The 16,471-nt window shown below is 64.2% G+C and carries 14 protein-coding genes; 3 read left to right on the top strand and 11 right to left on the bottom strand.

Features of this window, described 5'->3' with window-relative positions; genetic code table 11:
- Positions 1-46 precede the first annotated feature (46 nt).
- A complete protein-coding gene (locus ACVIGA_RS34715; protein WP_375779894.1) occupies positions 47-703 on the top strand; it encodes a DUF2147 domain-containing protein in 657 nt (218 codons plus the stop codon).
- A 126-nt stretch (positions 704-829) separates the two neighbouring features.
- Here the strand turns inward: ACVIGA_RS34715 and hpnN are convergent, their stop codons facing one another.
- Positions 830-3,445, bottom strand: a complete 2,616-nt coding sequence (gene hpnN, locus ACVIGA_RS34710; RefSeq protein WP_456669555.1) for a hopanoid transporter HpnN — start codon at positions 3,443-3,445, stop codon at positions 830-832.
- 452 nt (positions 3,446-3,897) lie between these two features.
- On the opposite strand from hpnN, the gene ispH reads away from it, so the two are divergent.
- Both ispH and hpnH read left to right on the top strand, forming a co-directional pair.
- Positions 3,898-4,818, top strand: a complete 921-nt coding sequence (gene ispH / locus ACVIGA_RS34705; RefSeq protein ID WP_456670950.1) for a 4-hydroxy-3-methylbut-2-enyl diphosphate reductase — start codon at positions 3,898-3,900, stop codon at positions 4,816-4,818.
- A 45-nt stretch (positions 4,819-4,863) separates the two neighbouring features.
- Positions 4,864-6,024 (top strand): adenosyl-hopene transferase HpnH, encoded by a 1,161-nt coding sequence (gene hpnH, locus ACVIGA_RS34700; protein ID WP_212311112.1) that lies wholly within the window; start codon positions 4,864-4,866, stop codon positions 6,022-6,024.
- Between the two features lie 71 nt (positions 6,025-6,095).
- On the opposite strand, the gene ACVIGA_RS34695 is transcribed toward hpnH, so the two are convergent.
- The 10 genes from ACVIGA_RS34695 to hpnC all read right to left on the bottom strand — a co-directional run bounded on the left by ACVIGA_RS34695 (position 6,096) and on the right by hpnC (position 16,284).
- The gene (locus ACVIGA_RS34695; protein ID WP_456669554.1) at positions 6,096-6,368 is read right to left on the bottom strand and encodes a DUF2520 domain-containing protein; all 273 of its coding nucleotides are present in this window, start codon (positions 6,366-6,368) and stop codon (positions 6,096-6,098) included.
- Positions 6,365-6,997, bottom strand: coding sequence for a Rossmann-like and DUF2520 domain-containing protein (locus tag ACVIGA_RS34690; protein ID WP_456669553.1), 633 nt, complete (start codon positions 6,995-6,997; stop codon positions 6,365-6,367). Before ACVIGA_RS34690 ends, ACVIGA_RS34695 begins: the two co-directional genes overlap by 4 nt.
- A complete protein-coding gene (locus tag ACVIGA_RS34685) occupies positions 6,994-7,836 on the bottom strand; it encodes a class II aldolase/adducin family protein (protein ID WP_456669552.1) in 843 nt (280 codons plus the stop codon). Before ACVIGA_RS34685 ends, ACVIGA_RS34690 begins: the two co-directional genes overlap by 4 nt.
- A 13-nt stretch (positions 7,837-7,849) precedes the next feature.
- Positions 7,850-9,538, bottom strand: a complete 1,689-nt coding sequence (locus ACVIGA_RS34680) for an acyl-CoA dehydrogenase family protein (protein ID WP_456669551.1) — start codon at positions 9,536-9,538, stop codon at positions 7,850-7,852.
- Positions 9,535-10,179: a TetR/AcrR family transcriptional regulator gene (locus tag ACVIGA_RS34675; RefSeq protein WP_223970873.1), complete on the bottom strand. Its 645-nt coding sequence runs from the start codon at positions 10,177-10,179 to the stop codon at positions 9,535-9,537. The genes ACVIGA_RS34680 and ACVIGA_RS34675 overlap by 4 nt, the downstream gene beginning before the upstream one ends.
- A 360-nt stretch (positions 10,180-10,539) precedes the next feature.
- Positions 10,540-11,298 carry a phosphorylase gene (locus ACVIGA_RS34670; RefSeq protein ID WP_456669550.1) on the bottom strand — a complete coding sequence of 253 codons (759 nt, stop codon included), beginning with the start codon at positions 11,296-11,298 and terminating at the stop codon, positions 10,540-10,542.
- Positions 11,295-13,256 (bottom strand): squalene--hopene cyclase, encoded by a 1,962-nt coding sequence (gene shc / locus ACVIGA_RS34665; RefSeq protein ID WP_456669549.1) that lies wholly within the window; start codon positions 13,254-13,256, stop codon positions 11,295-11,297. Before shc ends, ACVIGA_RS34670 begins: the two co-directional genes overlap by 4 nt.
- A gap of 66 nt (positions 13,257-13,322) precedes the next feature.
- Entirely contained in the window at positions 13,323-14,573 is a 1,251-nt protein-coding gene (gene hpnE / locus ACVIGA_RS34660) for a hydroxysqualene dehydroxylase HpnE (RefSeq protein ID WP_456669548.1), read from the bottom strand.
- On the bottom strand, positions 14,573-15,409 hold the full coding sequence (gene hpnD, locus ACVIGA_RS34655) for a presqualene diphosphate synthase HpnD (RefSeq protein WP_456669547.1): 837 nt from the start codon (positions 15,407-15,409) through the stop codon (positions 14,573-14,575). Before hpnD ends, hpnE begins: the two co-directional genes overlap by 1 nt.
- Positions 15,406-16,284 (bottom strand): squalene synthase HpnC, encoded by an 879-nt coding sequence (gene hpnC / locus ACVIGA_RS34650; RefSeq protein WP_456669546.1) that lies wholly within the window; start codon positions 16,282-16,284, stop codon positions 15,406-15,408. The genes hpnD and hpnC overlap by 4 nt, the downstream gene beginning before the upstream one ends.
- Positions 16,285-16,471: the final 187 nt, after the last annotated feature.

The following is a 16,471-nucleotide window of genomic DNA, read 5'->3' as shown; positions in this document are numbered from 1 at the left end:
GTTTTGACCCCCGCTCGGATCGTCTAGATAAGCACAGGTTTGGACCATGTTGCACTGCCCAAGAACTTTCGCGCGTACAATAGCCTTTTCAGGTTTATTTTTGGCCACCGTATTATCACCGGCATTTGCAGCGGACCCGACCGGCGACTGGAAGGTCGCAGACGGTGTCGCCACCATCCGCGTCGCCCAGTGTAATGGCAACATGTGGGGTGCTGTGTCCTGGGAAAAAACCCCCGGCGGCAAGGATAAGAACAATCCTGATCCTGCGAAGCAAACCAGGCCGACGCTCGGTATGCCGATCCTGATCGACATGAAGAAGAAGGCCGGCACCGACGCGTGGGAAGGCCAAGTCTACAACGCGAAGGACGGCCAGCTCTACAGCTCAACCATCAAGCCCGTCGGCACCGATCAGCTCGAGATCCAGGGCTGCGTGCTCGGCTTCCTGTGCGGCGGCGAGACCTGGACCCGCGTCGGTCCGCCGATCCCCATGAGCGTCGCCGGCAACCCGCCTGTCGCCGGCAGCCCGGCAGCGAAGGGTGCCCTGCCCAAATCGGCAGCACCGCAGAAGACCACCGGCGCCGTGGCGCCTGCTGCCAAGCCGGGTCAAAAGCAAGCAGCCAATGCCCCAGGCAGCGCCAATGCGTCTGCTGACGTCGTGGGCGATATCTGCCTGCTGCCGGACATCGCGCGACCGACGCACTAGCGGATGTGAGATCGCGCGCGAGAGCACAGATGCTCACGCGCGCCGGGATGACTGGATCGCTCGGTCTGAAATCACGGCTCGGGGGCACCTGCCGCCAAGCCGGATCGAAAACGAACCGCCTAGGCGTCAGGTGACGTCGTTGGCGATATCCTCCTCTTTGCCGACCTCGCGCGGCTTGCCCATCAGCGCCGGCTGGAACAGCAACACTGCCGCCAGCGTGGTGACGAGCGAGAGCGCGAGCAGCTTGCCCATGCTCGCGGTGCCGGGATGGCTTGACAGCCACAGGCTGCCGAACGCGGTCGCCGTGGTCAGCGCGCTGAAAAAGATCGCGCGCGTCAGGCTCGATTGCAGCAGGTTTGTCCTGCCCTGGCGCCACGCCGTGACATAGTAGATCTTGAACGCGACGCCGACGCCGAGCAGCAGCGGCAGCGCGACGATGTTGGCGAAGTTGAGCGGCAGCCCGATCAGCACGCAGATTTCCAGCGTGACGATGCCGGCAACCAGCAGCGGCACCAGCGTCAGCAACACGTCGACGACGCGGCGCAATGCCAGCCACAACAGCACGCTGATCGCCACAAGCGCCAGAATGCCGGCGTGAATGAATGCGTCGACGACGACATCGCCAGATTTCAGAATTGAAATCGGCCCACCGATCGCGGTCGGCTCGGCAACGAGCACAGCGTCGGCAAAGCGGCGCAGATTGTCGTTGTCGTTCGGATCGCCCTTCGGCTCCGCCTCGACGCGCATCAAGCCATCCTTGGTCTTCCAGCTCGCGACCAGTTCCGGCGGCAGGTTCTGCAACGTGACGGTCTGGGCCTGCAGCGTGTTCTTGAGCTGGTCGAATACGATCTTCATCGGTGCGACGAAGACATCCTGCGCCTTGTCGCGGATCGCCTGGTTCGAATCGGCGAGCTTCTGCAGGGCGTCGGCGAGCCGGCGCGCGGCAACCGCACCCGGCCCCTTGCTGTCGCCCGCGGTCCTGCGCAGGCTGTCGACCGAGCTCTTCAGCGACTCGACATTCTCCTGATCGGACGGCGCAGGATCGACCGAATCCGGATTGAGTGCCGGGTTGAGCGTCTTGGCCGCCTGCGCGATCAGCTTCAGCTTGGCCGGCTGGTCGTCAGGCACGAAGCTGTCGAGCGACACCACGCGCGACACTTCCGGCAGCTTCTCGAGCTTGGCCTCGATCTTCTTGGCGTCGGCTTCCGAGCGTGTCATCACATTGATGGCGTTGGCGCCGGTGTTCGGATCCTTCCGCAAGTCGAGGAAGGTCGCGATCGATTCCACCTTCGCGCTGCGCAGGTTGATCGGGTTGAAGTCGAACTTCATGTAGTGGAGCAGTGGCAAACCAGCGACGGAGATCAGGATCGTGCCGACAATGATCGGGATGCGGTGCTTTTCCAGGAAGTGGTCGAGGGGGGCCAGGAAGGCGTAGCCGACCGCTTCCTTCTCGCCGGGCGGATTGAGCAGATCGAGCAGCGCCGGCAGCACCGTGATGCTGGTGAGGAATGCGATCAGCATGCCGGCGCCGGCGATCTTGCCGAGCTCGGAGATGCCTCTGTAATCGGTCGGCAGGAAGCAGAGGAAGCCGGCGGCCGTCGCCATCGCCGCAAGCGACAGCGGCACCGCCGAGCGGCGCGCAGCGTTCTCGAGCGCGAGCGTCAGATTGTCGTTCTTGAAGCGCTCGGAGCGGTAGCGAACGCTGAACTGGATGCCGAAATCGACACCGAGACCTATGAACAAGACCGCGAAGGCGATCGAGAGCAGGTTCAGCGATCCGACCATCATCAGGCCGACCGCCGTGGTGAGCGCAAGACCGATGAACAGGTTGACGAACACGGCGAAGATGATCTTGCCGGAGTGCAGCGCCAGCCAGAGGATGATCAGCACGATCACCACGGTGCCGATGCCGTTGGTGATCGCGCCGTCCTGCACGGTGGCGTATTCCTCGTTGGCGATCGGCACGGGTCCGGTCAGGCGAACGCGCGCGTGATATTCAGTCGGGAATTTCAGATCGGCGGCCGCCTGCCGGATCGCGTCGGTCGCGCCCTTGCCCGGCTCCAGCGCCGAATAGTCGATGATCGGCTTGATCTCGATGAAGGCGCGCTTGTCCGAATCGGTCAGCGGCTTGTCGCTGGTGAGCTCACGCCATGAGAAGGTCGCGCTGCCCTTGGCGAGGATGGTCTCGACGGTCTCGGAGATCAGGTTGAACGGCGGCGCGGCATTGTCGAGCTTGACCTGTCCGCGCTTGACGCCGGCAAGGCCGGTCTCGAGCGCACCGGTCAGCCCGCGGATCGAAGGGTCGCCGGCCATGATCTCGATCAGCGGCGCGGCCGATTCGAGCTGGCCCGTGACCTTGCCAACCTCTTCGGTCGGCAGGAACAGCAGGCCGTTCCTCTCGAAGAATTCGCCGGAGCCGAGCGCGGTGATCGCCTCGAAGTTCTTCTTATCGGCTTGCAGCTTCGCGGTGAGCGCCTTCGCGGCCGAGCTGGTCAGCTCGGGCGTCGCTGCCTCGACGACGGCCAGGATCAACCGCTCGCGGTCAAAGGCTTCCTCGAACTGGTTGTCGCGCTTGCGCCAGTCCAGATCGGGCGAGATCAGCTTGTTGATGTCGGTATTGATCGAGAAATTGCGGGCCGTATAGAAGCCGGCGCCGATCGACAGCAGCACAGCGAGAATGACAACCGGAAGGGCAAAACGCGTACAGGTCCTAACAACGGAGACGACAATATTTGTCAGCACTTCGTTTCTTTCTAATCTCGGGGAAGCATGGCCGAAAACGCCCGCTCTGTAGCGGAGTTCCGGGGACCGATCTAATGTTGTTTTGGTTACCTTCGCCGACGAGATGCGAGGAGGTTCCAAAGCACAGGAACGGCCACGAGTCGCCGGTATAGACCGCAGGAGTGGGCGATAAAGTGACGAACAAGTGAGGGAGACGGACGGTCGCAGGACCCGAAATCCATACTATATTACCTCAGTTCCCTCACCTAGCTGGCTACCCATCCGCTCGAAGCGCTACCTTTTTGCCACAAATCCCTGTATTTCCATGCTCTTGAGGGCGCGGATCACGTGCAGGACCTGAGATGGTTCGGACATTGCAACTGACGTTGCGAGGTCCGACCGGGCGGAGTGCGTTGCCGAAAAGGCCGCAGGGCATGGAATGAGATTGGTGCAATTTGCGTAACGGACGACCTATGCAAGTGTTTCTTGCCCAGCCGCGCGGCTTTTGCGCGGGCGTTGTGCGCGCGATCGAAATCGTCGAACGCGCGCTGCAGAAGTATGGCCCGCCCGTCTATGTCCGCCACGAGATCGTTCACAACAAATACGTGGTCGAAAGCCTGAAGAAGAAGGGCGCGATCTTCGTCGAGGACCTGTCGGAAGTGCCGGCCAAGGCGGTGACCGTCTTCAGTGCCCATGGCGTCGCCAGGAGCGTCGAGGAGGAGGCGGAGGCCCGCGACCTGCCCGTGCTCAATGCCACCTGCCCGCTCGTCACCAAGGTCCACAACCAGGGCAAACGCTATATCTCGAGGGGCCGCGCCCTGATCCTGATCGGACATGCCGGCCATCCCGAGGTCGAGGGAACCATGGGGCAGGTTCCGGGGCCGGTCCTGCTGGTCCAGAGCGTTCAGGATGTGGCGGAATTGCGGCTGCCGACCGACGCTCCGGTCGCCTATATCACCCAGACCACCCTGTCCGTGGACGACACCAGGGACATCATCGCCGCCCTTCAGGCAAAATTTACAGATATTCAAGGCCCGGACATCAGGGATATCTGCTATGCGACACAGAACCGCCAATCTGCGGTAAGGGACCTGAGCAAGCTGGTGGACGTCATTTTGGTGGTGGGGGCCGCCAATAGTTCCAACTCGAACAGGCTTCGTGAGATCGGCACCGAGGTTGGTGTCGCGAGTTATCTCATTGCCGATGGGAGCGAGCTCAACCCGGATTGGCTGAAGGATGCGAAGGCCGTCGGCATCACGGCGGGTGCATCGGCACCTGAAGTTTTGGTCGACGATGTCATCGAGGCCCTGCGGCGCATCGGACCGGTCTCGGTCGTTCCGGGCCGCGAAGAGAATATCGAATTCCGGCTGCCGGCCGAACTGACTGCGGGCTGATCTGAACCCAATTCCCTTTGATAAGTGCAGAAAGAAAATCGTCTAATGGCTATACCGTTCTTCAAGGAAATGCGTATCGGCGGTTATCTGATCAAGCAGAAGCTGCTTGGCCGCAAACGCTATCCGCTCGTGCTGATGCTCGAACCGCTGTTCCGTTGCAACCTCGCCTGCGTCGGCTGCGGCAAGATCGATTATCCCGATGCGATCCTCAATCGCCGCATGACCGCGCAGGAATGCTGGGACGCGGCCGATGAATGCGGCGCACCGATGGTGGCGATCCCGGGCGGCGAGCCGCTGATCCACAAGGAGATCGGCGAAATCGTGCGCGGCCTGGTTGCGCGCAAGAAGTTCGTCTCGCTGTGCACCAATGCGCTGCTGCTCGAGAAGAAGCTCGATCTGTTCGAGCCGTCGCCCTATTTGTTCTTCTCGGTGCATCTCGACGGCCTGAAGGACCATCACGACAAGGCGGTGTCGCAGAAGGGCGTGTTCGATCGCGCCGTCTCCGCGATCAAGGCTGCGAAGGCGCGCGGCTTCACGGTCAACGTCAACGCCACCATCTTCGACGGCCATCCGGCCGAGGAGATCGCCAAATTCCTCGACTTCACCACCGAGCTCGGCGTCGGCGTCTCGATGTCGCCGGGATACGCCTATGAGCGTGCGCCCGATCAGGAGCACTTCCTCAACCGCACCAAGACCAAGAAGCTGTTCCGCGACGTCTTTGCGCTCGGCAAGGGCAAGAAGTGGAATTTCATGCATTCCGGCCTGTTCCTCGACTTCCTCGCCGGCAACCAGGAATACGAGTGCACGCCCTGGGGCATGCCCGCGCGCAACATCTTCGGCTGGCAGAAGCCTTGCTATCTGCTCGGTGAAGGCTACGCCAAGACCTTCAAGGAGCTGATGGACACCACCGATTGGGAGACCTACGGCACCGGCAAGTACGAGAAGTGCGCCGACTGTATGGCCCATTGCGGCTACGAGCCGACCGCGGCGACCGCTGCGATCAACAATCCGCTGAAGGCGATGTGGGTTGCGCTGCGCGGCATCAAGACCACTGGCCCGATGGCGCCGGAGATCGACATGTCGAAGCAGCGTCCGGCGCAGTACATCTTCGCCGAGCAGGTCGAGAAGAAGCTCTCGGATATCCGCCGCGACGAGGCTGCGGCTGCCGCCGCCAAGCAGCAGCAGAAGGCTTCCAGCGCCGCGTAAAGCTCCATGTGAGCGGACTGCAGAACGAACAAGGGCCTCGGTTCAGCGAACCGGGGCCCTTTTTTCTTGGATCAGGATGCCGCCTGCTCTCGCCTGGTTCGCGACAGCAGCTGTTCGATCTCTGCGGCGCGCGGAGCGCTGAGTGTGCCACGCTCGATCCCTAGCGGGACATTGCGCAGCGCCAGTTCGCGATACAGCGCGCCCGAGGCGGGAAAGCGCTCGTCCAGGGCCCGCAGGTGCTTGACGATCGTTCCAACGTCGCCGCGCGCCACGCAGCCACCCATGCCGTTGGCGAGGCCACCGTCGAGAACGGCTGCGACCGTGCCCCGCAGCAGCGGCATCATGGCGCGCAGCGCGCGTCGGCCTCGCTGGCGCCAAAGCTCTTCCAGAGATCGACGCCTTCCTTGAGGAGAGAGATCAGGAACGGGCCGACATAGTAGGCCGAGGCATGATAGATCGCCCGCACACCGGCCGGCAGCGCCAGTGGCTCGCACCCGATGCTGGTGGCGAGCCGCTCGAGGTCGTGCCGGAAGTCGCCTTCAGCCTCGATGCCGACGGTGCATCCGCGCAGCCCCTCAAGCGCGACGTCGGGATTTGCAAACATCTGCATCGGATGAAATCCGCCGGTTGCTGCGCCCGCGGAGCGCGCATGGTCGAGCGCGGCCAGTTCGGTCGCGCCGCTGCAATGGACCACGCGGTGACGCGGCTCCCAGCGCAGACCGCGGCAGACCGGCAGGATCGCGTCGTCGCTCACCGTGAGGAAAACCATGTCGCAGCGGTCCACGACCTGTTGCGCGTCGGTCATCTTTCGTGCCGAAGGGATGCGGGATCCGAGACGCTGCGCGGCATCGAGACCGCGGTTGCAGAAGGCCGCGACGTTCAGATCCGCGCGGGCAAACGCCGGCGCGAGCGTCTGCGCCACGCGGCCGGCACCGATGAAGCCGATCCGCAACGAGGCCTGCGACGTGCTCATTGCGCGTAGCTCCCATCGATGCGGTCGAGCCTGCGCCGCAGCGCCGGCCATTCCAATAGGCCGTAGCCGGCTTGCAGATTCTGCGCTGATTCATTCAGCACCGGATTGGTGTCGCGCTCATTGTCGAGCGTGATCTCGGTGCCGGCAAAGCAGGTCACCGTGTTGCCGATCGCCAGTTCGCTCGGGGCGTGCAGCGGCCGGCCGCAGCCAAGCGCATCGACCTGGATCCGGCAGGCCTGCTCGAGCCAGTAGATCGCATTGAACGCCTGCTGAATCGTGTTGCCGCAGACCAGGAGGCCATGATTGCGCAAGACCAGCACATTGTTGCGGCCGAGATCGGCGACGACCCGGTCGCATTCGTCGCGATCGATCGCCGGCCCTTCGAAGTCGTGATAGCCGATCCGCCCGTGAAACCGCATTGCCGTCTGCGACAGCGGCAGCAGCCCCTCGGCGAGCGTGCTGACCGCCGTGCCTGCCCGGGTGTGGGTATGCAGAACGCACTTCACGTCGGGCCGTGCGCGATGGATCGGAGCATGCAGATAGAAGCCGGCCACGTTGACGTTGTAGCCGTGGTCGGGCTGCAGCAAGGTCCGGCCCTCGATGTCGATCTTGACGAGGCTCGACGCCGTGATCTCCTCGTACAGCATGCCGTACGGATTGATCAGATACCGGTCGTCATGCCCCGGGACCTGCGCGCTGATGTGGTTGTAGATCAGGTCGGTCATTCCATAGAGCGCGACCAGGCGGTAGCACGCCGCGAGATCGACCCGGGTTGCCCATTCCTCTTCTCCGACCATGGCCCTGACATCGCTGACGGCACAAACTTCGGTCTGACGCATATGACTGGGACCCTTACTGGCGGATGACGGAGGCGCGTTCGACGACCTTGCCAAGGCCTTCCGACGACGGAAGCGCGCCGAACACATGCATCCCGTCCGCGCCAAGCCTGGATTGCACGAACAGATCGGCGGCAGCGGCGTCGCTGTGCCTCAACATCTCGGCAGCCTGCAACGCATGCGCCATGCGGGTGACCAGCGCCCTCGCATGCCCATCGTCCGGATATCGTGCCAGCATGCGATCCGCGAGGTCGTCCGTGCACCGGTCATAGACCGCATTGAGGCCCCTGCTCGTGCGCAGTTCGTCGACGAACGCGTCCCGGCAATTTGCATCCCTTTGCATGGCCCGCAGCACGTCCATGCACATCATGTTGGAGGTGCCTTCCCAGATCGAGTTCAGCGGCGCCTCGCGATAGAGCCGCGCCATCGCATTCTCCATGATGAAGCCGTTGCCGCCATGCACCTGCAGGCACTCATAGGTGAAGGCCGGCGCACGCTGGCAATTCCAGAACTTCACCACAGGGGTCGCGACCCGCGCCAGCAACCGCTCGTGGTCACTGGTCTGAAATCCGTCGGTCGCACGCGCGACGCGAAATGCCCCCAGCATCGCCGCTTCGCTCTCGAGTGCGAGATCGGCAAGCACGTTGCGCTGCATCGGGAGCTCGGACATCGGCTTGCCAAATGCCGTTCGCGTTTGCGCGTGGTTCAGTGCCAGGCTCAACGCCTGCCGCATCAGTCCGGCGGAACCGACCGCGAAATCCAGCCGCGTCAAATGCGCATGCGAAAGGATCTCCGCGATGCCTCGGCCTTCCTCGCCGACCAGAATCGACCACGTATCGTGATACTCGATCTCGCTCGAGGCGTTCGAACGGTTGCCGCACTTGTCCTTCAGTCGCTGAATGTGGATGCGGTTGGCGCTGCCGTCCGGCAACAGGCGCGGCACGAACAGGCAGCTGACGCCGGATTGGGTCCGTGCCAGCGTGTAGAATCCATCGGCGACCGGCACCGAGAAGAACCATTTGTGGCCGGTGATCGCGTAGATCTCGCCATGCGCGCCGCGCTCGACGAAGCGCGCGGTGGTCTGGGTCTCACGCAGATCGGAGCCGCCCTGCTTCTCGGTCATCGCATAGCCGATCACCGCCGCGCGCTTGGCCTCGATCGGAAGCCGGCGCGGATCGTAGTCCGCCGCCAGCGTTCGCTCCCGCCACAGGCTGAATTGCGGCTTGCCGGAAAATCCGGCGATCGCGGCGTAAGCCATCCCTGTCGGACAACCGACGCCGTTCTCGATCTGATTCCAGAGATAGCTCAGCGCCGCACGCGCCAGATGCCCATGCGGCTCGCGCGTCGACCAAGCCAGGCTATGGACCTCGCTCTGGAACGCCAGCGTCATCAATTGATGCCACGCCGGATGAAATTCGACCCAATCGTTGCGGTTGCCATACCGGTCATGGGTCACGAGCTTCGGCTCGTACTCGTTGGCAAGCCGCGCGGCGTCCTGCACGGCTTCGCTGCCGGCGTGCGCGCCGAGCGCAGAAAGCTTGTCTCTTGCCCACGGCACGGTCTTTGCGATCAGGGCGCTCAACGCGCGGTCGTTATCGAACGCGTTGAAGCCTGTGGCTGGCCGCGCCTGGTTGCGGACCTCATGGGTCGCAAATGGAGCGGCTTTCGATTCCGCGGCGGCAACCGGCTGGACACGCGCATTCATGCGGAGACTCTCGATACAGGGGTCAATTCAGGCGTGGGATTGCGAAACAGCATGCGCGCGGAAAGCCCCGCGATCGATTGTGCGATCGCCTTTGCCGCGTCGGAGTCCGGGGCTGCTTCGGGCGCCAGCGGACCAACCAGCGCCTCCATGAAAGCGCCGGCCACGCAGGATGCCGCGACATTCGCATCAATCTCGACGAACTCGCCGTCGGCGATGCCACGCCGGACCAGCCTTGCGATCTGATCGGCCAGGGCCGCCCGGTATTTCAGGCGCGCCGCATCGATCTCGGGCTCGCAGGGTTCGGCGATCAGCGCATAGGCCAGACGGCGGCCGCGCATCGCCCGGACCGCGAAGGTGTAGATCGCGTCCACCAGACACTGGGACGCAGATCCCTCCGCCTCAACGATCGCGGCGACAACGGCCACCTCGCGCTCGGAAACCAGGGCCAGCACCTGCGCGTACAGGTCCGCCTTCGAGTCGAAGTAGCGATACACGCTGCCCGTGGCCACGCCGGCCCGTGAGGCGATCAGGGCGATCTGGGCGTCCTTCCACCCACTCAGCGCCACCGCCTCCCTGGCGGCATCCAGAATGCGGGCCTTGGTCTCGACGAGCTGATTGAGGCGAACCGCAGCGATTGCCATCGTGAACCTTTATTCATGAATACAGGATCATAATTCATAGTCGATTGAATTGTAGTTTCTGTCAAGCGGCCACGGGCGGTCCGAGGTCGCAGGACAGCGCACACGGCCCACCAACGCTGCGGCTGGCTTGCAGGACCAATGGTCGTCGGAGAATCAGGCCTCAAGGGTCACCCGTCCGCAAGCCAACAACGTACGCCCGGCACATCACTCGCCGCATGCCCGGAACCACAACCGGCGTGGCTTCGAGCCAAACCATCGGCACCAAAGCAAAAGGCCCGATCGCGATGCGATCGGGCCTTTGTTTTTGAGCTTGAGTGTTTGTGCCTGGTCCGGCGAACGTCCCGGCCCGGGACAGTTGGATCAGGCCGCCTTGGCCGTGATCAGGACATCTTCCACCGGCATCAGCACGTCATTGCCGAGCAGGAAGCCGCGGCAGCTGCGCAGCGAGCGCAGCGCGCGATTGAAATCGATACCGGTCGACACCAGCGCCCGCAGCGTCCGCGGATTGCGCACGATGCCGCGCAGCACCTTGCGCAGGTCGATGTCGCCGTTCGGCTTCACCGCGGATTTCGCAAGCTCGGGCAGCGCCCGGTGCGCGGGATCGCTGATCACGCGCAGCGCGGCGAACGGGACGCCCGCCTTCGCAGCATAGGCTGCCGCGATATGGCTTTCCATGTCGACTGCTGCTGCGCCCGTCATCGAGCGCAGCGAGGCCTTGCAGGCCTTCGCCGCGATCACCTCTTCGACGCCGGCAAGCCCGCCGCGGACGATCCTGCGGCGCTTCAGCGCGGCGCTGGCGATCATCTCTTCGTTCAAGGCAGACGCGGCTAGGAAACGGGTATCGCCGGACATCACCTCGGTCGCGACCACGACGTCACCCGACTTCAGCGACGGATCGAGCCCGCCGGCCACGCCGAACGAAATCACGCCGCGGAAGCTCGTCGGATCCAGCGTCGCCAGCAATTCACGCAGCTGCTGCGGATCGCTCGAGCTGCAGATCACGATCATGCCGGGACCGGCTGCGATGCGGGCCTCCTGCACCAATCCAGTCACAATCAATACCGGCCGAGGATCAATTCTATTGCCCACGGTCTCGGCGGCCCCCGCCTCAACAATCACATCCCGACCCCTACCACCCTGCTATTGGTGCTTCTCAAATTCCGATACCGCGCCAGCGCCCAGAGCGGAAAGAACTTCGAGTAGCCATGATATCGCAAGTAAAATACCCGCGGAAACCCCGTAGCTGTGTATCGCTGCTCGTCCCACAGCCCTTTTTCCGTCTGTGTTGCCTTTAGGTACTCCACCCCCCGCGCAACAGCGGGATTTTCGACCTCTCCGGCCGCCATCAATCCAAGCAAGGCCCATGCCGTTTGCGAGGAGGTCGACGGCGCAACTTCATAACCCTTGTAATCCAGCCGGTAACTGACGGCGTCCTCGCCCCAGCCGCCGTCCTGATTCTGGACCGACGCCAGCCAATCGACCGCTTTCCGAATCATCGGGTCGTTGCGATCGACCCCTGCGACATTTAGCGCGGAGAGCACCGACCAAGTGCCGTAGACGTAATTCAGGCCCCAGCGGCCGTACCAGGAACCCTCGGCGAGCTGGGTGCGGCGCAGATAGGCGATACCGTCGGCCATCGCCTTGTTGCTCTCGGCGGTCTCGCCGAGCTGGCCCAGCATCGAGACGCAGCGCGCGGTGACATCCTCGGTCGGCGGATCGAGCAAGGCGCCGTGATCGGAGAACGGGATGTTGTTGAGGTAATATTCGAGGTTGTTGACGTCGAACGCCGCCCAGCCGCCGTCGCGGCTCTGCAACCCCTCGATCCACTCGCGGCCACGCGCGATCGCCTCGTCATATTCCCTGGATCCGGTATGGCGCCGCGCGCGATCCATCGCCATCACCACCACTGCGGTGTCGTCGAGATCGGGATAGTGGTCGTTGTTGTACTGGAACGCCCAGCCGCCGGGACGGACGTCCGGCGCCTTGACCGCCCAATCGCCCTTCAGCTCCAGCACCTGGCGCGGCTTCAGCCAATCGAGACCCTGCTTGGCCTTGGCGAACGTATCGTCGCTGCCCGCTTCCAGCAGCGCGTGACAGGTCAGCGCGGTGTCCCACACCGGCGAGACGCAGGGTTGGCAATAGGCCTCGTGCTCGCCGATCACGAGCAGCTTGTCGATGCCGCGGCGGGTGATGGCGCGCGGCGGAAAACTCTCGTCCTTGCCGAGGGCCTCGTACATCATGACGATGTTGGCCATCGGCGGATAGATCGCGCCCATGCCGTCTTCACCGTTCAACCGCTCCTCGGTGAAGGCGAGCGCGGCGTCGATCGCGCGCTGGCGCAGGCGCTTCGGAAACATCGGCTCGATCACGCGCAGCACGGCGTCGAGCGAGCGGAACAGATAAAACCAGCTCGCGCTCTGATGCGGCGCCTTCGGCGCCATGCGGACCGATTTCGGATCCTCCAGGAACAATTCGTCGATGCCGACGCCCTTCGGATTCTTGGCGCGCGGCTTCAGCGCGGCGAGCACCATCAGCGGCACCATGGTGGTGCGCGCCCAATAGGAGATCTTGTTGATGTGGAACGGCGACCACATCGGCAGCAGCATGATCTCGATCGGCAGCACCGGCGTCGCGCGCCAGGTCACGACGCCATAGAGCGCAAGCAGGAAGCGCGTGAACACGTTGCTGCCGGAAGCCCCGCCGCGCGAACGGATCGCTTCGCGCGCCCGCACCATGTGCGGCGCGTCGACGGAATCGCCGATCATCTTCAGCGCGAAGTACGACTTCACGCTGGCGCTCATGTCGAACGGGCCATCTTGCACCAGCGGCCAGCCGCCATGCGCGCCCTGCACGCGGCGCAGATAGTTGCCGATCTTGGCCTCGAGCGCGGCATCGACGGGCTCGGCCAGATAGTGACGCAGCAGGATGTACTCGGCCGGAATGGTGCTGTCGGCCTCGAGCTCGAACACCCAGTGTCCGTCGGACTGGCGATAGCCGAGCAGCGCTTCGGTTGCCTTGGAGATGCTCTTCTCCAGCGCGACCGGGTCGACTGCAACGCTGTGATCTCTCGAAAGCATTTCGCTCGATATCCTCTTCATTGCGGACCGGCTGATCGAAAGCCGCGGCCGCTTAACAAGTCGAATCTAGCGCTTGGCCAGAACCAGATCTGCGGCGCGATCACCCGAGCGCACCGACCCCTCGATGGTTGCCGGCAACCCGGTAGCAGTCCAGTCGCCGGCAAGGAACAGGTTTTTTTGCGCCGTCGCGGGCCCCGGACGCAGGGCGTTCTGTTCCGGCGTCGCCTCAAATGTGGCGCGGCGCTCGCGAACGACCTGCCACGGCGGCAGGTCGCCGGAAACGCCGGATGCCTTGCAGATATCCCGCCAGATCGCCTGCGCGAGCTCCTCGCGCGGCATGTCGACCAGGCGGTCGCCGTTGCTGATCGTCACCGACAGCCGTTGCGGGAACGCGAACAGCCACTCCACGAGGCCGCCGACCACGCCGAGAATGGGCGCGGCGTCGCGCGGCGGATCGACGCGGAAATGCGCATTGACGATGGCGCGGAATTTGGTCGGGGTTTTCAGGCCGGGCAGCAGGGTTGCCGCGGCGCGCGGTGGCACCGCGAGCACGACGGCATCGTCGGCCGCCAGCGTGATCTTGTCGCCACCGCCGAAGTCGAGCTCACCGATGCGATCACCGGACATGCCAAGCGTACGCAATTCGTGACTGAACTGGACGCTATGGCCCCGCTCCTGCAACAGCTTCACGGCCGGCTCGATCAGCACCGAGCTCAGGCCGTCACGCGCGATCAGCGGACGGCAGGCCTGCCCGCCCGCAAGCAGCGTCTCGCGCACGATGGCACCGGCAAGCCCGGCCGAGCCCTCCGGCGGATCGACGTTCAATGCGGCGAGCAGCAGCGGCTGCACCAGGCGGTCATACAGCGTGCCCTTGCAGGGAATCGTGTTGCCGACCAGCGCCTCGGTGCTGGCCCAGGCCAGCGGCGCCAATGCGAGATAATCGCGCAGGCCGGTGTCCGGGACGCGGCGCGCCTCGTCGAACACCCACAGCGGCAGGCGGGAATCGCCGAGGTCGAGTTGCCAGCGCTGGCCGGAAGCAAGATCGACGAACGGAAACTGCGCGCGCGCAGGCCCCACGAGGCCGGCCTCGGTGCCGATCGAACGCGCGTAGCTCAGCGCGTGGCGGTTACCCGACAGCAGCAGATGGTTGCCGTTGTCGATGGTGAGATTGGTGGCCGCGTCGAAATAGGAGCGGCAGCGGCCGCCGGCCTGCTGCGTCGCCTCGTGGACGGCGACCTTGTAGCCGCCATTGGCGAGCCGCACGGCTGCGGAGAGGCCGGAAATACCGGCACCGATGATATGAACGGTCTTTTGCATCAGATGATCGCGTAACGAAGAAGAATGCCGATCTTGGCTGCCTTGGACACACGCACTGGCTCACGCGGGGCGGCGAAGCCGCGCGTGATCAGGAGATCGAGGATCGCGCGGTAGTATTTCGACATGATGCGCGGCGCGCGCACGGCGCGGCGCGAATTGCGCTTCATGATCTCGTCGGACTTCTGGAAGTGCATCTTGGCGCGCTCGGCAAGCGGCGCACAGACTTTCGGCAGCGCGCGGTCGACCGTGACGCGGGCCGGGTCGTTATTGGTGATGCCGGCATGCCAAAGCCATTCGCGCGGCAGATAGAGCCGGCCGAGGCCGGCATCCTCGTCGATGTCGCGCAGGATGTTGGTGAGCTGCAGCGCACGGCCGAGGTGATGCGCGAGCTCGATGCCGTCCTCCTCGGGCAGGCCGAACACGCGCACCGACAGCCGGCCGACCGCGCTCGCGACGCGATCGCAATACAGGTCGAGTGTCGCAAGATCCGGCGCGCGGATGTCCTGCGGCACGTCCATCTCCATGCCGTCGACGATCGCGACGAAATCCTCGCGCTTCAGGCCGAAGGCCTTCACCGACGCGACATAGTCCTTCAGCCGCTCCGGCGGACGTCCCGCATACAGCGCATCGATATCGTCGCGCCACTGCTGCAAGGCGGCCAGGCGCTCCGGTCGCGGACCATCGGAATCGGCGATGTCGTCGACCTGCCGGCAGAAGCTGTAGATCTGGAACATCGCCTCGCGCTGCGCGTGCGGCAGGATGCGCATCGCGGCATAGAACGAGCTGCCCGACGCGGTGCTTCCGTAATTTGCGTTGGCCGCCGCCTCAGCACTCATGCCCCTGCCGCCGTCTTGGAGACCGCACGCCGTCCGATCGCCCGCCGCGCTGTCTCGCCGGCGACGCCGCCAAGGCTCTGCAGCAGCAATTCGACCGGGCCCAGATGCACGCGCTCGCTGAGCGGGTCGCGCACCTTCAGCATGTTGACGATCTTGTCGGCGAACGCCTGGATCACCGAGATCTCGAGCCCGAGCCGGAAATCCTTCACTTCGGCGGCGAGCGACTTGCTCTGGTCGAGCAGCGCCTCGGTGCGCACCGCGAGCGCCTGCAGGCATTTGAGCAGGGCCGGCTGCGACTTCGCCTCGCCGAGCATCTCGACGGACGCACCCGCAGCGGCCAGCGCATCGCGCGGCAGGTAGACGCGGTTCAGGTTCCGATAGTCCTTGCCGCAGTCCTGCAGGTGATTGTTGATCTGCAAGCCGGCGCAGAGCGCGTCCGACGCCGCCCAGGTCGAAATATCCTCGCCATGCACGTCGAGCATGAAGCGCCCGACCGGCATCGCCGAGTAGCGGCAATAGTCGATCACGTCGTCCCAGTTTTCGTAGCGCAGCTGGGTGACATCGAGGCGGAACGCCACCAGCACGTCGAGCGCATGCCGCGGCGCCATGCCGCGCTCGGCGAAAGCGCGGCGCAGGCTGACCGCTTCCTTCTGGCTATCGCCATTGCCGAGCAGTTCGGCCTCCATCAGGTCGAGATAGCGCAGCTTCTCCGCAGGCGGCAGCGTGGCGTGATCGGCGATATCGTCGGCAGTGCGGACGAAATTGTAGAAGGCCAGGATCAGGGCACGATGCCGCGGATGAATGATCCACGACGCGACCGGAAAATTCTCGTCGCGGTGGGTCTTTCCGGATCGCAGGTCGCTCGCGGTGGTCATGGGAAATTTAGACTACACTGGTCATGGCACGACGCAGGCGCGGACGGTCAGGCGCATGCGGGGGATTTGCGAGCTCCATATAGGGGAATACGCCACCAAAACCAATGCTATCTGTGACCGCCAGCATATGCGGCCGCGGCCGGCAGGACTGCCAGCCGCGGTGTCGATAGCGGTCCCTTGAGACCTG

This window comes from Bradyrhizobium sp. USDA 3240 (assembly GCF_054063295.1).
Note: the sequence above shows the minus strand (reverse complement) of the source record. Positions and strands in the feature narration are given on the sequence as shown.